We start from the raw sequence: 15,824 nt of genomic DNA on the forward strand, positions 1-15,824 counted from the left end.
ATAGCCTCTTTTTTATTTCTTATATGGAACTCCACATTCAGTTTTTGTGCCAAGAAGAATTGATACTCCATGTCCTAGTACTGGAAGAATTGTTTCAAGGTTTTCACGAACAGCCTTTTCACTTCCAGGAAGATTAATAACTATAGAGTTATTAATTATTCCAGCACGTGATCTTGATAACATTCCCTTTGGAGTTATTTTCATTGAATTATATCTCATAGCCTCAGGAATACCTGGTATTTCCCTCTCTATTACATCAAGTGTAGCCTCAGGTGTTACGTCACGTTTAGAAAACCCAGTGCCTCCAGTTGTAAATATAAGATTAATATCCTTTGATGCCATATCTTTTATAGTATTTGCTATAATATCTCTCTCATCAGGTACAATTATATATTCTTCTACTGTGCAATTAATTGTTTTAAGTAGTTCTTTAATAGCAGGTCCTGCTGTATCTACTCTCTCTCCACGAGAACCCTTATCACTTACTGTTATAATAGCTGCATTCATATTAAAACCTCCCTTATATTCTTATTATATAGAAAATGAGTATTATTTTCCATAGATAAATATTATCAATTATCCCCTATTTGGCTATAATTATTTACTAAAATATTATATACTTATTTGTATAAAATAATTTTAATTACTTTCAAAATTTACTTTATAAGAATTATAACATAGGAAGTAGGTTAAGTTTAAAATGCTTAGAGTAATATCAACAAAAGAATTTAAGGATTTAATAAGCAATATACAGGAATTGGATGTTGAGAATGTTAATATTCTAGATTCCCTTGGAAGAGTGCTTGCAGAGGATATTGTATCTCCACTTAATATACCAGGGTTTAAACGTTCGTCAGTAGATGGATATGCTGTAAGGTCATGTGATACATATTTATGTAGTGAAACCATGCCTTCAATACTTAAATTTAAAGAAGAAATAGAAATAGGAAACAAACCAAAATATGAAATAAATAATATGGAATGTAGCTATATTCCAACAGGAGGAATGCTTCCAGTTGGTGCAGATAGCATAGTTATGATTGAGGATGCTGAAAGTTTAGGAGATGAGATTCTTATAAATACATCTTCAAGTAAGGGTCAACATGTTGTATCCGAAAACGAGGATATATCTGAGGGTAAGGTTATTTTCAAAAAAGGTGATGTTATAACATCTAGTCATATGGCGGCATTAATATCTATGGGGATTAATGAAGTTTCAGTATCTGTTAAGGTTAAAGCTGGTATTATATCAACAGGAGATGAGCTTTTATCACTTGAAGATAAGATAGCAGTACCCAAAATCAAGGATACTAATGGGCCATACCTTAAGTTTGCACTTGAGGAGGATGGATGCATATCAACCTATTATGGAATTATTAAAGATAGTAAAGATGAACTTTATAATGGAGTGGAAAAAGCACTTAAAGAAAATGATGTTGTGTTTATGTCAGGTGGAAGTAGTGCAGGATGTAAGGACTATACTGAGAAGATAATGGAAATGTTTGGAGAAGTTTTATTCCATGGGCTTGCTATTAAGCCAGGAAAGCCTACACTAATGACAAAATGTAATATAGATGGAAGAGATAAGTATATAGTAGGGCTTCCAGGACACCCACTAGCTTGTAGCATTGTCTATAAATATATAGTTTCTGCCCTTATTGATAGGCTACACTCAAAAACATCATCTAAAATAGAACATTATGCCTATATTACAGAGAACTACCATAAGGCTAAGGGGAGAGAGGAATATCTTCCTGTATATGTTGAGGGCGAGAAGGCATATCCACTTTATGCAAAGTCTTCAGCTATGAGCATTATGGCAAAGTGTAATGGTGTAATTAAGATAGATAGAGACGTTGAAGGAATACTAAAGAATGAAAAAGTAAAGGTTATGAGGTGATTATATGGCATTATATCTAAATAATATTTCACTTAAAGAAGCTAAGGATTTAGCAATAAAGGTAGTAGATAATATTACCCTTCAAAGTGAAAGGGTCAAAACAAGTGAGGCTTTAGGAAGAATAACTTATAAGGCACACTTTGCAAATATATCATCACCCCACTTTATAGCATCTGCAATGGACGGTATTGCAACATGCTTTAAATATACGCTAGAAGCAGATATAAATACTCCTGTTACATTAACTAAGGATATGTACGAGGTAGTAGATACTGGGGATTTAATAAATGAGCCATTTGACTGCGTTATTATGAAGGAAGATATAGTAGAGGATGGGGATAATCTTATAATTAGAAAGTCATGTGTTCCATATGAGAATATAAGACCTATTGGGGAAGATATTCAAATGGGAGAAATGATTATGCCAAAGAAGCAAAAGATTACACCACTTGATATATCATCACTTCTTGCAGCAAAGATAACTGAAGTTGAGGTTTTTAAGAATATAACTGTTGGTATTATTCCAACAGGAGATGAGATGACTAATGGACAGGATGCTAAAGTGCCGAGAAAAGGTGAACTTGTAGATTATAATTCATGGACATTTAAAGCCCTAGTTGAAAGCTATGGTGCAAATGCTATTAGATATGACATTGTAAAGGATAATATAGAGGACCTTAAAAAGGCTGTTATTTTAGCATCAAGTGAATGTGATATGGTTATTTTAAATGCTGGTTCATCAAAGGGAAGAGGGGACTTTGCAGAGGATGTTATAAAAAGTCTTGGTGAGGTTTTATTCCATGGAATATCAATTAAGCCAGGTAAGCCTGCAAGTCTTGGAGTAGTTAATAAGTGCCCTATATTTGGAATTCCAGGATATCCTGTATCAGCATTCTTTGTTATGGATACTTTAGTTAAATCATCAATTAACTATATTAAGGATAAAATATATAAGACTATACATCATAAGAGCACTATGAATGCACACTTAGCTAGAAAGGTAGTTTCATCTCTTAAAAGTGATGAGTTTATAAGAGTTAAGCTATCGAAGGTAGGAGAGAAGGTAGTTGCTAGCCCAATTGGTAAGGGGGCAGGGGTTACTATGAGCTTAACATGTGCAGATGGTTATTTTATAGTACCGAGAAACGTTGAAGGGTACGAGGCATCACAGGTAGTAGAAGTTAATCTTCTTCGTGATAATCTAGACCTTGAAAGTACATTAATTTCACTAGGTAGTCATGATGTTATTATGGATATATTAATGGACTTTCTTAAGGATAAGGGAGTTTATTTAAGTTCTACCCACACAGGCAGTATGGGGGGGCTATTATCTATTAGAAGAAACGAGGCACATATGGCTCCGATTCACTTACTTTCAGATACTGGTGAATATAACGTAGACTACTGTAAAAAGTACATTGGAGAATGTGTACTTATTAAGTTTGCAAAGAGAATCCAGGGGTTTATAACTGAAAAGGGTAACCCACTTAATATAAAGGAATTTAAGGATTTAGAGAGAGTGAGATATGTTAATAGACAAAAAGGTTCTGGGACAAGATTGTTACTTGATCATTTTTGTGAAAAAAACAATATTAACAAATCATCAATAAAGGGTTATGATAGAGAAGAGATAACCCATTTAACAGTTGCAGCACAGGTTAGTGGTAATAGTGCAGATTGTGGGATGGGAATTCTTGCAGCTGCAAAGATTATGGACCTTGATTTTGTTCCACTTTGTAGTGAAGACTATGATATAGTAATATCTAAGGATATGTTAGAAGATTATAGGGTTAAGTGTTTAATAGAAACTATTTCATCAAGTGAATTTAAGGCGAAAATTGGTGAAATAGGTGGATATGATCTATCCCATGCAGGAGAGGTTATTGTCCTAGGAGGATAAATTATGCAAGATAACTACAAAAGAAATATTGATTATTGTAGAATATCATTAACTGAAAAGTGTAATTTAAGGTGTATATATTGTATGCCTGAGGGGTATAAGCCATTAAGTGACAGTGAAATGTCTCTTAATGAAATCATAAGTATAGTTAAGAGCCTCTCAAAGATAGGCATTAAAAAAATCAGGTTTACAGGGGGAGAACCTCTAGTTAGACCAGATATTGTTGACATTATTAGAGAGACTAAGAAGGTTGATGGTATTGAGGATGTTGCAATTACTACAAATGGAGTACTTCTAAAAAAGCATCTTCAAGGACTTTATGAGGCTGGGCTTACAAGAATGAATGTTAGCCTTGACTCCTTAAAAGACGAAACATTTAAAACTATTACAGGGGCAAGTGTTAGTGGTATTTTAGACTCAATTAAAAAGGCTATGGAACTTGGTATTTATATTAAGATTAATATGCTACCTATGAAGGGATATAATGAGGATGAAATTATCGACTTTATTAATCTAACCCGTGATATTAAAATGGATGTAAGATTTATTGAACTTATGCCAATGGGACCTGCAAAGGACTTTAAAGGCATTAAGTCAGATGATATTTTAAATATTATAGAGTCTATAAACCTTGGGTATGAAAGTATAGGTAACGAAGGAACTGGACCTGCTAATTTATTTAAAATAGATGGATATAAGGGGAGAGTAGGCGTAATTTCTCCTATGTCACATAATTTCTGTCATTTATGTAATCGTATTAGAATAACAAGTGATAAGAAGCTAAAAACCTGTCTTCATAATTCAGGAGAAATAGATTTATCAGAGTTTATTAATAATGAAGAAGAACTAACGAGTGTATTAAGAGATGGAATACTTAAAAAATACAAAAAGCACACTTTAAATCAAGATAAGATAAGCAAAAGTGGACGAGACATGGTAAGAATAGGAGGATAAACTATGGGATTTACTCATTTTAATGATGAAGGAAGAGCTAAAATGGTAGATGTAGGAGAGAAAATGGATACTGATAGAGTAGCTGTTGCCTCATGTTACATCGAAATGAAAAGCGAAACCCTAGAGGCTATTGTTGATGGCAAAATCAAAAAGGGTGATGTTTTATCTGTTGCACAGGTAGGCGGAATAATGGCATCTAAGAAAACCTCTGATACTATACCAATGTGTCATAATATATTTTTAACTGGATGTAATATTGAATTTGAAATAGATAAGGAATTAAACAGAATTAATATTACAGCTGAAGTTAAAACAAGGGGGAAAACAGGTGTTGAAATGGAGGCACTTAATGCTGCTTCAGTTACAGCACTAACAATATATGATATGTGTAAGGCTATGGATAGAGAGATGATTATCGGAAGTCTTAAACTACTTGAGAAAAAAGGTGGTAAGTCAGGCCACTTTATTAGGAGGGACTAATTATGGCAAAGGTTGTAGCAGTTAACATAAGCGAGAAAAAGGGAGTTGTTAAAAAGCCGGTAGATAGCATAACTCTAGTTGTAGACCATGGTATTCAAGGGGATGCACATGCAGGAAAATGGCATAGACAGGTAAGCTTACTTGCTAATGAAAGTATAGATAAAATGAGAGGTAAAGGAATAGACCTAGATTTTGGTGTATTTGCTGAAAACATTACAACTGAAGGAATTGAAGTTGCATTATTACCAGTTGGATGTAAGCTTAGAATGGGAGAGGCTCTACTTGAGGTAACTCAAATAGGTAAGAAGTGTCACCATGGATGTGAGATAAGACAAATTGTTGGTGATTGTGTTATGCCTAGAGAGGGAATATTTGCTATGGTTTTAGAAGGTGGACAAGTTAAACCAGGAGACGATATTTTTGTAGTAGAAGGGGTATAATAATGGCTGTTAGAGAAATAGTTCTAAAGGGACATGTTGCCCTTAGTACTAAAAGTGATGTAGTAACCGAAATTGATAATGATATAAAGGAATTAATTAAGGATCTTAAGGATACACTATACTCAACAACAGGTATAGGACTTGCAGCTCCTCAAATTGGAGTTAACAAAAGAGTAATCTATATTGACTTAAAAGCAGCTGAAATTGAGCCAATCTTATTAATTAATCCTGTTATAACTATGAAAAAGGGTATGCAGGATAGTGAAGAGGGATGTTTAAGCTACCCAGGCTATTGTGGGAAGGTTGAAAGACCGAAGCGTTTAGAAGTAGAAGGTCTTGATGAAAATGGTAACATTAAGTCTTATTATGCAGAGGAGCTTTTATGTAGAGCATTTTGCCATGAAATAGATCATTTAGATGGTATTATGTATACAGATAAGGCCTATGAATTATTTGAAAGAAATTAATTTTAATTTATATACCATAGATTATTTATAAAAACTAATCTATGGTATATAATAGTTTTAGTCATGTTACGATAAGTTAATTGTAGTCAATGATTAATTTTGAAGTAACATTTTGTGGTTTTTATGTATACAATTACACAAATATTCATAAAATACCTTGAAAGATAAATTGACTAAGCATTTTATGGAATATATAATAGACTTTGTGATTAGTGTTACAAAATTTAGGGGGCATATAGCGATGAAGGAGTTTAGCTCAGGTGAGGATAGATACTCACTAAGAGGAAAAGTATATAGCAAAGTAAGGGAAGACATTCTAAACGGTAAGTATAAAGCAGGGGAGAATCTTATTGAAATGAGATTAGCTAAGGAGCTAAACGTTAGTAGAACTCCTGTCCGAGAAGCAATAAGACAATTAGAGCTTGAAGGACTTGTTGAAAGCATTCCAAATAAGGGTGTTATAGTTAAGGGTATATCAACTAAAGATATGCAGGATATTTATAACATAAGACTACTTCTTGAGGGACTTGCTGCAAGATGGGCAGTTGAGGAGATTTCAGATGAAACTATTAAAAGACTTCAAGAAACATATGACCTTCTAGAGTTTTATACAAATAAGCAGGACATAGAGAACATAGAGAAGCTAAATGCACAGTTCCATCAAATTATATACGAAGCAACAAGAAGTAATGTGCTACTTCATATACTTAAGGATTTCCAGGTATATGTTAAGCTTGCTAGACATGAATCATTAGCTGTTCCAGGTAGAATGGAACGTTCGCTTAATGAACATAAGGAAATTCTTGATGCTATTAAGGTTAGAGATGTGAAACTTGCTAAGGAAAAGCTAACAAGCCATGTTATAAACTCAAGTAAAAACGTTTTAAAATAGAAAGATAAAAGGGATAGATAAACTATCCCTTTCTTTATTATATAAACATTCAAATTACCCCTAAAATATCATATAAATCATAAGTTAAATAAATTTACTTTGCATTTTTATATTCATTTACAATGGTTTCTAGCATATCACTTCTATAGGTATATGGGCTTATAAGGGTATACTGAACAGGCTCGGATTTTTTAAATTTCTTTGGAATAATTCCCTTGTCAATTAAACTTCCTTTAAAGTCTAGTAGGTTAATAACTAGGTTCTTACCCTTTGGAGATAGTTTGTTTATTGATTTAATACCATCTTCAATATTAGAATTTATAAATATATTAGAGTCTTTAAATCCTTTTTTATATAGGGCATCCTTAACCTCTTGGTCAGTTTTATCCATTAAAACAAGTACATTTTCGAAGTTTTTACTATCAATATCCTTATTGTTAAGAAGGGTTTCAAACTTTATAGAATCAATTACAGGGCTTGATACTTTAACATCCATACCCTTTAAATTTAATTCTGTTTTAATATTTTCAAGCATAATAGTAGTATTTTTTTTCATAGAAAAATTTACTATAGTTATAGATTTACACCTATCCTTGGCTGCATTTAATATAGAATCCTTAAGACTTGGAGAGTATGTGCTATAGGCTAAATAATAATATTTAGGAGAGTTTTGAAGTAGACTACTTCTAAATTCATTGGAAATTTGAAGTAGTTCCTTGTTCTTCTCACTATAATTAATTGAAGAATAGCCAAGTTTTATTTTAAAACTTTCAATAGGTTTAAGAATTAAAGGTTTATCTGATATAGACTTTGAGGCGTAGTATGGCATATATTTTTCCATTTCACCGTCGCAGTAGAATATAACAGCCTGATTTTCACTTTTAAGCTTAGATGAATCAAACTTCATTTCCATATTTATTGGCCTGAAAATAATAAATGAAGTTAAAAGGTAAGAAAGTATAATTACAAATGGCATAGAAATAAATACATACTTATTAGGTTTAGGTATTGATTTTTTAAGTATAACAACTAAAACAAAACCTATTAAGGGTATTAAAGATATAACTAAATAGTATTTACTTGGAGCGGCTAGAAGTAGGGATATAATACTTCCAATTAAAAAGGTTATAAGTATATGTATCATTTAGTCCTCCTAAAAAAATTAACTTTATATTATATATGTATAAACTAAAAAAATAATGAAAGTTAATATATACTTTGTATTCTAAAAAACACTTAAAATAGGGTATAATATATCTAATATAAATTTATAAGGAGGAGTTTATGGGGAGCATAAAAATAAAAGATGATTTATATTTTGTTGGGGTAAAAGATAAGGATCTTTTAGTGTTTGATATTATAATGAAGCTTGAAAATGGCACTACTTATAATTCGTATTTAATAATTGATGATAAGATTACTCTTATTGACGGTGTCAAGCAAGAGTTTACTGAAGAATATATTAATAACATTAGGGGTATAATTGGAGATAAAGAAATTGACTACCTAATAGTTAACCATACAGAACCTGATCATACAGGAGCTATTGAGAGAATTATTAAGGAATATGAGAATATTACTATTGTTGCCTCAACAGTTGGATGTGGTTATTTAAAGAAGATTATACATAGGGATTTTAATACAATGGCAGTTCGTGATGGAGATGAATTATGCATAGGCAAAAGAACACTTAAATTTTTAACTACTCCGCTACTTCATTGGCCAGATACTATGTTTACCTATTGTGAAGAATTATCAGCATTATTTACATGTGATGCATTTGGATGTCATTATTGCCCAGAGAATACTATGTTTAATGCAAGTGGCATAGAGTTTTCACATGAATTTAAGTTATATTACCAAATAATAATGTCACCATTTAAAAAGAATATTTTAACTGCAATAGACAAGATAAGTTTGCTTAATTACGATATAATACTTACAAGTCATGGACCAATACTTAATTCAGGAGCTAAGCTATTTGTTAAGCTTTATGAAGAGTGGTCAAGTAATAATGACTTTAAGGGAAGTAAGTATATACCTGTTTTATATGCATCAGCATACGGTTATACTAAGGATATTGCAAATGAAATTGCACGTGGTGCTGAAAGTGAAGGATATGAGGTTGAGGTTATTGATTTATCTAAGCATCCAGTTGATGATTTAATGCCTAGAATAGAAAGAGCAGCAGCTATTGCTGTAGGTTCTCCAACTATAAATCAGGATGCGGTAAGATGTATCTGGGATTGTTTAGCACGTGTTCAGCCAACAGCAATACATGGAACTCCAGCACTTGCATTTGGTTCATATGGATGGAGTGGTGAGGCAATTGATTTTATTAATGAAAGATTAACTCAACTTAATTTTAAACCAATTAACACAGGATATAAGGTTAAGTTTAAGCCAACTGAAGATGAAATTAAAAAAGCATTTGAATATGGTCAAAAACTTGCCAATATACATAAAAATAATATTTAGAGGTGTAAAATGAACAAAGAATTACTAAAGTCAGTACTAGAAAAAGAAGGTCTTAATGAAATAGACGAAATTAACTACAAAAAAGAATTTTATGTTGTTGACTCATTTTACGAGTTTGATAAGGTAGAAGTTGACGCTGCAATAGAATATGCAAATGATGGATGTGGAGAAGACAGAGACGATGAGTGGTTTGAGGAATTTTACTCAACTTATCTATTTGATATAGCAGCAGATAATTTAGAAGAGGTTATAGACGAAATATGTGAAAAGCATTCACTTTATGCTGATATTACTTTATGTGAAATCGAAAGAAAAGCAATGAACAAATGTGAAGTTATTATAATTTTCTCTGAAAAGGAATTCGACATCGAAAAGGTTTTAGAAGAAATCGAAGAGTAGTTTCATTGTTTCACAAAATAGATTAACTTAAGTTTTAGCTAAATGGTAAGGAAGTTACATTATAATTTTTTTAGATATATTTTATTAACCTATAAGTATTTGCTAGTTTAACTTTATTATATTTACACATAATAGTATTACAATCAATTAAGTGAGGTGTTATATATGAAGTTTTCAAGTGGAATAGTTACAGGTATGATGCTTGGTGCAGCAGCTGGGATTATGGCAACTCCAATGATGAGTGGTAGAACAAGACGTAGAATAGCTAAGACTAGTAGAAAAATGGCCCATTCAGCAGAGAGGACAATGTCCGACTTAGTTGAACTTATGAATATGAGATAAGACAATGAATTATAGGTAGATTAATCTACCTATAATTTTTTTCAAGAATTTTCAAAAACTGTCTTATATACATGGCGAAAATGGTCGATAAAATCCTTATATAGCAAATTTTTAGAAATTAGGTGATTGTCGGTGGAAATATTATCATTAGGCAGTAAGGTAAAATTAAAAAGAAAAGAAAAGAATATGAAGCTAAAAGACCTTGCTGGAGATAGAATTACACCAGGCCAAATAAGTCTTATTGAAACGGGTAAATCAAATCCTAGTGAGGATTTATTAAAGTATTTAGCAGAAAAATTAGGTACAACTGTTGAATATCTACTTGAAAGTGAAAGTAAGCAGGCTGAGGATGTGTGCAAATTTTATTCGGATATTGTAGAGGCTTCAATATATTGTAAAAATTTTCTGAGAGCTGAGGAAAATATAGAAAAAGGTCTTCATTATGCTGACATTTATAATGTGGAAATAATGAAGGGTGTATTTAGCTACCAAAAGTCATTTCTTGCTTATTTAAGAGAAGACTATGAAAAAGCACAGAAAAATGGATTACATGCATTAGTAATTTTCTTAAAGGAAGAAAGCTTTGTTAGAGCTACTAAAACATATCTTTTGCTTGGGGAAATATCATTTAAGAGCTTTGAATATAAGCTTGCTTTAAATCATTTTAAGGAAGCAGAAAAAACATATTTAACATGGGATATTGATGATAAGCTTATAAGAATACATATTTATTATAATATGGCTAGGTGTTTTAGTAAGTTATCACAGCATGTAAAGGCTGTAGACTATGCTTTAATGGTTGAAAAGGAAGTAAGGGAATTTGAGGATCATAAGATGTATGCAGATACTCTAATGGTTATGGCCCTTGCATATTCCCATAAAAAAGAGAAGGATAAGGCACTTCAATATGCAAATAGGGCTAAGGAAGTCTGCCAAAAAAGTAGTGATATTGCTGCACTTGCAGGTGTTGAAGAGGGAATAGGGGAATTTCTTATTTTTGCACTTAATATTGAAGAGGGACTTGAGCATCTTAATAGGGCACTTGACCTTAAGAAAAGTATTCGAGGAGAGAGAACCGATGAGACTATTGTAAAAATAATAGAAGGATTATTAAAATGTTCAAAGCCTAGTAAGGCACTACGAGATATTGAGGATCTTGAGGAGAGAAATGATATATCAACAAAGACCCGTATTAAGATACTTGAGTGTAGATATAAGCTTTATAAGAATCAGGGTGATATGAACAGTGCAGAACAACAAATATTAACCCTTGTAAGTTTCTTAGAAGTACTAGAAGATAAGGAAATGCTTGTATATTACTACATGCTTATAGGTAGTTTTTATGAGGAAATAGGTGAGGATAAATTATCACTTAGATATTTTAAGAAGGCATTTAAAGTTAAATATAAGGAATAAAGTAGTAAAGGCCATAAAGAAAAGGGGACCAATCCGATTCTTTAGGCCTTTACCTGTTTTACATTTGGTTTACACCAAAAATAATTGAGAAAGAATTTAAACTTTCACTTGCAATTATAGTCGAAATGTGTCGAAATAACAATGGATTAATTTAACTCGATCTATGTCTATTTATAGATTTTTCTAAAAATGCCACTGCTTCATACATAATATATGCAAGTACTGAGAGAATAAGGATGCTCATCATTACCATGTCAAGCTGTGATACTTGGCCACCAAATGTAATTAAGAAACCAAGACCCTCCTTACCTGCAATAAATTCTCCAACAATAACCCCAACCCATGATAGGCCAACGTTTATCTTAAGTGCAGATATCATAGTTGGAAAGCTAGCAGGAAGAACAACATATCTTAAAATTTGCATTTTTGATGCTCCAAATGTTTTTAAAAGTTTAACTTTTTCCGTATCTACTTCTTGAAATCCTGAAAGTACTGAAATTATAGTTGTAATAAGTGAAATCATAAGAGCGATTATTATAATTGCTGTTGTACCATTGCCTACCCAGAAAATAATAATTGGTCCAAGTGCTATTTTAGGTAGGGCATTAAGTATAACAAGGTATGGGTCAAGAACCTTACATAAAAAATCTGACCACCATAGCATAATTGCAATTATAATACCTACAACTGTTCCAAGTACAAATCCTATAACCGTTTCATAAAGGGTTATTCCTATATGGTTAAACAGGGTTCCATCATTATAGAATGATTGAAGAGTAACAAGTATTTTACTTGGCTTACTAACTAAAAATGGGTCTATAACTTTAAGTGAAGCTAGTACTTCCCAAAGTAGAAAAAATACTATTAAAATAGCTATTTGAGTAAAAAATATTAGGAATTTTTTTCTTTTTACACGCTTAATATACTGAATATGTTCTTTTGAGTGAACAGACATATTAAGTGCAAATTTGTTTTTACTGTTATCATACATGTATATCAAGCTCCTTCCATATTAAATTAAAATAATCCTTAAATTCAGGAGCTTCTCTAGAGGTTAGGGGAGTTCTATTTTTAACTGATAAGTTAATATCATATATTTTTTTAACTGTAGCAGGACGCTTGCTAAGAACTATAACCCTATCAGAAAGACTTATGGCCTCAGAAATATCATGGGTAACCATTATTGAAGTTTTCTTTTCTTCTTTAATGATTTTATATATTTCATTAGATACAGCAAGTCTTGTTTGATAATCTATTGCTGAGAATGGTTCATCAAGTAAAAGTAAATCAGGGGACATGGCAAGGGTACGAATAAGTGCAGCCCTTTGTCTCATGCCACCGGATAATTGGTTTGGATAATAATCCTTAAAGCCAGCAAGACCATACTTTAAAAGCATTTGATTAACCCTATCTAAATTAGTAGGATTAACGGACCTTGTAACCTCAAGTCCTAGGGTTATATTTTCAAAAATGGTTCTCCAATCAAATAGATGATCCTTTTGAAGCATATAACCTATCTTGGAATTTGTTTTAGATGCTTTATTACTTGATGGGGCTATAATATCTTTATCAAGAGTTATCTCGCCACTAGAAATAGGAATAAGTCCTGCAATTGCTGAAAGTATAGTAGATTTTCCACAACCAGATGGACCAACTATAGATATAAACTCTCCATTTTTAATGGTTAGATTAAGATTCTTAACAGCTTGGGTTTCTCCATCAAGGGTGTGATAGGTTATACATATATCCTTTATTTCTAGTTTTTCCATAATATCACCCCATTTTCAATTTATTTAACCTTTTCTATTGCCCTATTTGCAAAGTCATTAGTAGAAATATCTCCAACAGGAGGGCGTTTTTCTATAAGATCTTTTTTGTAGTCTTCAACAATATTCATAAGGTTAGTTAAGCCCTTTTCACTTACTGTTGGAGTAGGAGAATAGGCGTTTATATCCTTATATCTATCAATGATTGCCGCTAGAGAATCTACATCAGCACCAGGGAAAAATCCTACTATGCTTCTTGCAACTTCAATAGATGGAGTTTTACTAACCCATAATTGCCCCTTATAAACTGCATTTGTAAATCCTTGAACAACATCTTTGTTTTTATCAATATATTCATTAGTAGCAAAGAAGCATGTATAAGCAAGCTCCCCAGACTCTTTTCCAATTGATGCAACAATTTTTCCAGCCTTTTCTTTTTCAAGTAGGCTTGCTGTAGGTTCAAAACATGCTATATAGTCTCCTGTACCTGACTTAAATGCGCCACTTGTTGCATTGAAAGCAAGGTTTGTTATAATATCAACATCTTTAAATGGAGTAACTTCATTTTTCTTAAGAACTGATTCAAGTGCCATTTCAGGAACACCACCAGGTCTTCCCCCTATAATAGTTTTACCTTTAACATCTGACCAGTTAAAGTTATCACCATTTCTAGCAACTAGGAATGAACCATCTCTTTGAGTTAACTGTGCAAAGATTTTTCCATGATCATCTCTTCCTTGGTTATATAGATATATAAGTTGTTCTGCTCCACAAAAGCCTATATCAGCATTTTTAGATAATACTTGTTGAGCAGTTTTATCAGCACCCTGTGCTGTTGATAGGTCTATCTTAATACCTTCTTCTTCGAAGAATCCTTGGCTTATAGATGCATACATAGGTGCATAGAAAATAGAGCGTACAACCTCACTAAGTCTAATGGTTGTAAGAGATTTGTTTTGAGGTTTTTCTTCCTCCTTATTAGAACAAGAAGCAAGTAGGGATATGCTTAATACTGTTATTAGTAGAAAGCATGTTAGTTTTAAAGTTTTTTTCATATTAACCTCCCAAAATAACAAGATTGGTTTATAATATGTGAAAATTACGTAATCTGTTACATTACGTAGAGGCGGATTATGTTGCAATTTGTAGTTTAGTTTTATAGAATGTTATATAGTATATATTAGTAAAGGGGTATAATATGAAGAAATATTATTTAGCAGCGTCGCTTGTATTCCTATCTATACTATTTGCAGGTTTCTCAGATAACATGAAGGGTATATTTATACCATCATTTAAGGAAGAATTCTTAATATCTGATAGTAACGTATCAATTGTGCTTTTAGCAGCATCACTTGGATATATAGTTTGCCAGTACATAGGTGGAGTATTAGTAGAAAAAACAGGACATAAAAATACGTATTTTGTTGCTTTCACATCAGCAATTATCGGTATAATTTTAATTTATTTATCATCTAGTTTCTATATTTTGGTACTTGGAATATTACTTCTAACAATGGGGGTATCAACAGCAGTACTTTGTACCAATGCTTTAATACCACTTATATTTGTAAGTAGCCAAGCTGTATTTATGGGTATAGTACACTTTTCATATGGGGTTGGAGTAACAGCAGGTCAAAGAACAGCAGGAAGCCTACTTGGAGTAGGTTATGATTATAGACAGATTTATTTAATATGTGGTGCTATAGCAATAGCTCTTATGCTAATCACACTATTATCAAAATTCCCAAAGGAAAATATTAAAATAGATAAAAACAAAAAGATAATACCTTTAAAAGAGGTTTTAAAGGATAAGTTTGTATTATTATTCTCATTTGCATTAGGATTCTATATTTTAGCAGAGGCTATTATGGGAACCTGGTTTATTAATTATATGAAGGTAGTGTATTCATATGATGAGAATAAGGGATCATACTATGTTGGAATATTCTTCTTCTTATTTGCTGTAGGTAGATTCTTTGGAGGATTTATAGCAGAGAAGTTTGGATACTTTAAAACAGTTATAACTTTTATAGTTTTAGCACTAATATTTGTATCAACTGGTTTAATAGGAGGAGAAAAGCTAATAATATTTATGGCTATTTCAGGATTATTCTTCTCATTAATTTATCCGGTTATAGTTACAGCAATTAATATGAGATTTAAAACAAATACAGCCTATATTTTAGGGGTAATATTAACTATTACATCTATTATAGGTAATGGTATGAATTTTGTTTTAGGATATATAAATGATATAGTAGGTACCTATAATGGATTCTTTATAGTTCCTATATCACTTGTTATATCACTTGGTATTTGTGTTGTACTATCAAAGGAAATTAAAAGGGAAAATGTTTAAGGTTTGACCTTTTAACCTAAGTGTTGACAAA

General features: G+C 31.9%; 17 protein-coding genes. 12 read left to right on the forward strand and 5 right to left on the reverse strand.

What is annotated here, in order from left to right:
• Window positions 1–12: 12 nt before the first annotated feature.
• Window positions 13–507, reverse strand: a complete 495-nt coding sequence (locus RR539_RS00545; protein WP_332474048.1) for a MogA/MoaB family molybdenum cofactor biosynthesis protein — start codon at window positions 505–507, stop codon at window positions 13–15.
• Window positions 508–700: 193 nt separating this feature from the next.
• Here RR539_RS00545 and RR539_RS00550 point away from each other — a divergent pair, with 193 nt between their 5' ends.
• From RR539_RS00550 to RR539_RS00580, 7 genes are all read left to right on the forward strand, one after another.
• Window positions 701–1,900 carry a molybdopterin molybdotransferase MoeA gene (locus tag RR539_RS00550; RefSeq protein WP_332474049.1) on the forward strand — a complete coding sequence of 400 codons (1,200 nt, stop codon included), beginning with the start codon at window positions 701–703 and terminating at the stop codon, window positions 1,898–1,900.
• 4 nt (window positions 1,901–1,904) lie between these two features.
• On the forward strand, window positions 1,905–3,800 hold the full coding sequence (locus tag RR539_RS00555) for a molybdopterin biosynthesis protein (protein ID WP_332483567.1): 1,896 nt from the start codon (window positions 1,905–1,907) through the stop codon (window positions 3,798–3,800).
• Between the two features lie 3 nt (window positions 3,801–3,803).
• Window positions 3,804–4,754 carry a GTP 3',8-cyclase MoaA gene (gene moaA / locus RR539_RS00560; RefSeq protein WP_332474051.1) on the forward strand — a complete coding sequence of 317 codons (951 nt, stop codon included), beginning with the start codon at window positions 3,804–3,806 and terminating at the stop codon, window positions 4,752–4,754.
• Between the two features lie 3 nt (window positions 4,755–4,757).
• On the forward strand, window positions 4,758–5,234 hold the full coding sequence (gene moaC / locus RR539_RS00565; RefSeq protein ID WP_332474052.1) for a cyclic pyranopterin monophosphate synthase MoaC: 477 nt from the start codon (window positions 4,758–4,760) through the stop codon (window positions 5,232–5,234).
• Between the two features lie 2 nt (window positions 5,235–5,236).
• A complete protein-coding gene (locus RR539_RS00570; protein WP_332474053.1) occupies window positions 5,237–5,674 on the forward strand; it encodes an MOSC domain-containing protein in 438 nt (145 codons plus the stop codon).
• Window positions 5,675–5,676: 2 nt separating this feature from the next.
• Window positions 5,677–6,141: a peptide deformylase gene (gene def / locus RR539_RS00575; RefSeq protein ID WP_332474054.1), complete on the forward strand. Its 465-nt coding sequence runs from the start codon at window positions 5,677–5,679 to the stop codon at window positions 6,139–6,141.
• A 241-nt stretch (window positions 6,142–6,382) separates the two neighbouring features.
• Entirely contained in the window at window positions 6,383–7,033 is a 651-nt protein-coding gene (locus RR539_RS00580) for a GntR family transcriptional regulator (RefSeq protein WP_332474055.1), read from the forward strand.
• 94 nt (window positions 7,034–7,127) lie between these two features.
• Here RR539_RS00580 and RR539_RS00585 read toward each other — a convergent pair whose 3' ends face one another.
• On the reverse strand, window positions 7,128–8,177 hold the full coding sequence (locus RR539_RS00585) for a hypothetical protein (protein WP_332500159.1): 1,050 nt from the start codon (window positions 8,175–8,177) through the stop codon (window positions 7,128–7,130).
• A gap of 140 nt (window positions 8,178–8,317) precedes the next feature.
• Here RR539_RS00585 and RR539_RS00590 point away from each other — a divergent pair, with 140 nt between their 5' ends.
• The 4 genes from RR539_RS00590 (at window position 8,318) to RR539_RS00605 (ending at window position 11,668) form a co-directional block, all read left to right on the forward strand.
• On the forward strand, window positions 8,318–9,511 hold the full coding sequence (locus RR539_RS00590; RefSeq protein WP_332474057.1) for an FprA family A-type flavoprotein: 1,194 nt from the start codon (window positions 8,318–8,320) through the stop codon (window positions 9,509–9,511).
• A gap of 9 nt (window positions 9,512–9,520) precedes the next feature.
• Window positions 9,521–9,910, forward strand: coding sequence for a hypothetical protein (locus RR539_RS00595; RefSeq protein WP_332474058.1), 390 nt, complete (start codon window positions 9,521–9,523; stop codon window positions 9,908–9,910).
• A gap of 165 nt (window positions 9,911–10,075) precedes the next feature.
• Complete coding sequence (locus tag RR539_RS00600) at window positions 10,076–10,252, forward strand: YtxH domain-containing protein (RefSeq protein ID WP_332474059.1); 177 nt, start codon at window positions 10,076–10,078, stop codon at window positions 10,250–10,252.
• A gap of 132 nt (window positions 10,253–10,384) precedes the next feature.
• Window positions 10,385–11,668, forward strand: coding sequence for a helix-turn-helix domain-containing protein (locus RR539_RS00605; protein WP_332474060.1), 1,284 nt, complete (start codon window positions 10,385–10,387; stop codon window positions 11,666–11,668).
• 151 nt (window positions 11,669–11,819) lie between these two features.
• On the opposite strand, the gene RR539_RS00610 is transcribed toward RR539_RS00605, so the two are convergent.
• Genes RR539_RS00610 through RR539_RS00620 form a run of 3 tightly spaced genes read right to left on the reverse strand, consistent with a single transcriptional unit; the run spans window position 11,820 to window position 14,489 of the window.
• Window positions 11,820–12,623, reverse strand: a complete 804-nt coding sequence (locus RR539_RS00610) for an ABC transporter permease (protein WP_332474065.1) — start codon at window positions 12,621–12,623, stop codon at window positions 11,820–11,822.
• A 28-nt stretch (window positions 12,624–12,651) separates the two neighbouring features.
• A complete protein-coding gene (locus tag RR539_RS00615; RefSeq protein ID WP_442878370.1) occupies window positions 12,652–13,437 on the reverse strand; it encodes an ABC transporter ATP-binding protein in 786 nt (261 codons plus the stop codon).
• 20 nt (window positions 13,438–13,457) lie between these two features.
• A complete protein-coding gene (locus RR539_RS00620; protein ID WP_332474061.1) occupies window positions 13,458–14,489 on the reverse strand; it encodes an ABC transporter substrate-binding protein in 1,032 nt (343 codons plus the stop codon).
• A 143-nt stretch (window positions 14,490–14,632) separates the two neighbouring features.
• On the opposite strand from RR539_RS00620, the gene RR539_RS00625 reads away from it, so the two are divergent.
• A complete protein-coding gene (locus RR539_RS00625; RefSeq protein WP_332474062.1) occupies window positions 14,633–15,793 on the forward strand; it encodes an MFS transporter in 1,161 nt (386 codons plus the stop codon).
• Window positions 15,794–15,824: the final 31 nt, after the last annotated feature.

The organism is Clostridium sp., from assembly GCF_036639235.1.
Classification (GTDB): Bacteria; Bacillota; Clostridia; order Clostridiales; family Caloramatoraceae; genus Clostridium_AB.

Coding starts and splice junctions, on each gene's coding strand:
- RR539_RS00545 (WP_332474048.1), bottom strand. CDS start 507: ATGAATGCAGCTATTATAACAGTAAGTGATAAGGGTTCTCGTGGAGAG.
- RR539_RS00550 (WP_332474049.1), top strand. CDS start 701: ATGCTTAGAGTAATATCAACAAAAGAATTTAAGGATTTAATAAGCAAT.
- RR539_RS00555 (WP_332483567.1), top strand. CDS start 1,905: ATGGCATTATATCTAAATAATATTTCACTTAAAGAAGCTAAGGATTTA.
- moaA (WP_332474051.1), top strand. CDS start 3,804: ATGCAAGATAACTACAAAAGAAATATTGATTATTGTAGAATATCATTA.
- moaC (WP_332474052.1), top strand. CDS start 4,758: ATGGGATTTACTCATTTTAATGATGAAGGAAGAGCTAAAATGGTAGAT.
- RR539_RS00570 (WP_332474053.1), top strand. CDS start 5,237: ATGGCAAAGGTTGTAGCAGTTAACATAAGCGAGAAAAAGGGAGTTGTT.
- def (WP_332474054.1), top strand. CDS start 5,677: ATGGCTGTTAGAGAAATAGTTCTAAAGGGACATGTTGCCCTTAGTACT.
- RR539_RS00580 (WP_332474055.1), top strand. CDS start 6,383: ATGAAGGAGTTTAGCTCAGGTGAGGATAGATACTCACTAAGAGGAAAA.
- RR539_RS00585 (WP_332500159.1), bottom strand. CDS start 8,177: ATGATACATATACTTATAACCTTTTTAATTGGAAGTATTATATCCCTA.
- RR539_RS00590 (WP_332474057.1), top strand. CDS start 8,318: ATGGGGAGCATAAAAATAAAAGATGATTTATATTTTGTTGGGGTAAAA.
- RR539_RS00595 (WP_332474058.1), top strand. CDS start 9,521: ATGAACAAAGAATTACTAAAGTCAGTACTAGAAAAAGAAGGTCTTAAT.
- RR539_RS00600 (WP_332474059.1), top strand. CDS start 10,076: ATGAAGTTTTCAAGTGGAATAGTTACAGGTATGATGCTTGGTGCAGCA.
- RR539_RS00610 (WP_332474065.1), bottom strand. CDS start 12,623: ATGTCTGTTCACTCAAAAGAACATATTCAGTATATTAAGCGTGTAAAA.
- RR539_RS00615 (WP_442878370.1), bottom strand. CDS start 13,437: ATGGAAAAACTAGAAATAAAGGATATATGTATAACCTATCACACCCTT.
- RR539_RS00620 (WP_332474061.1), bottom strand. CDS start 14,489: ATGAAAAAAACTTTAAAACTAACATGCTTTCTACTAATAACAGTATTA.
- RR539_RS00625 (WP_332474062.1), top strand. CDS start 14,633: ATGAAGAAATATTATTTAGCAGCGTCGCTTGTATTCCTATCTATACTA.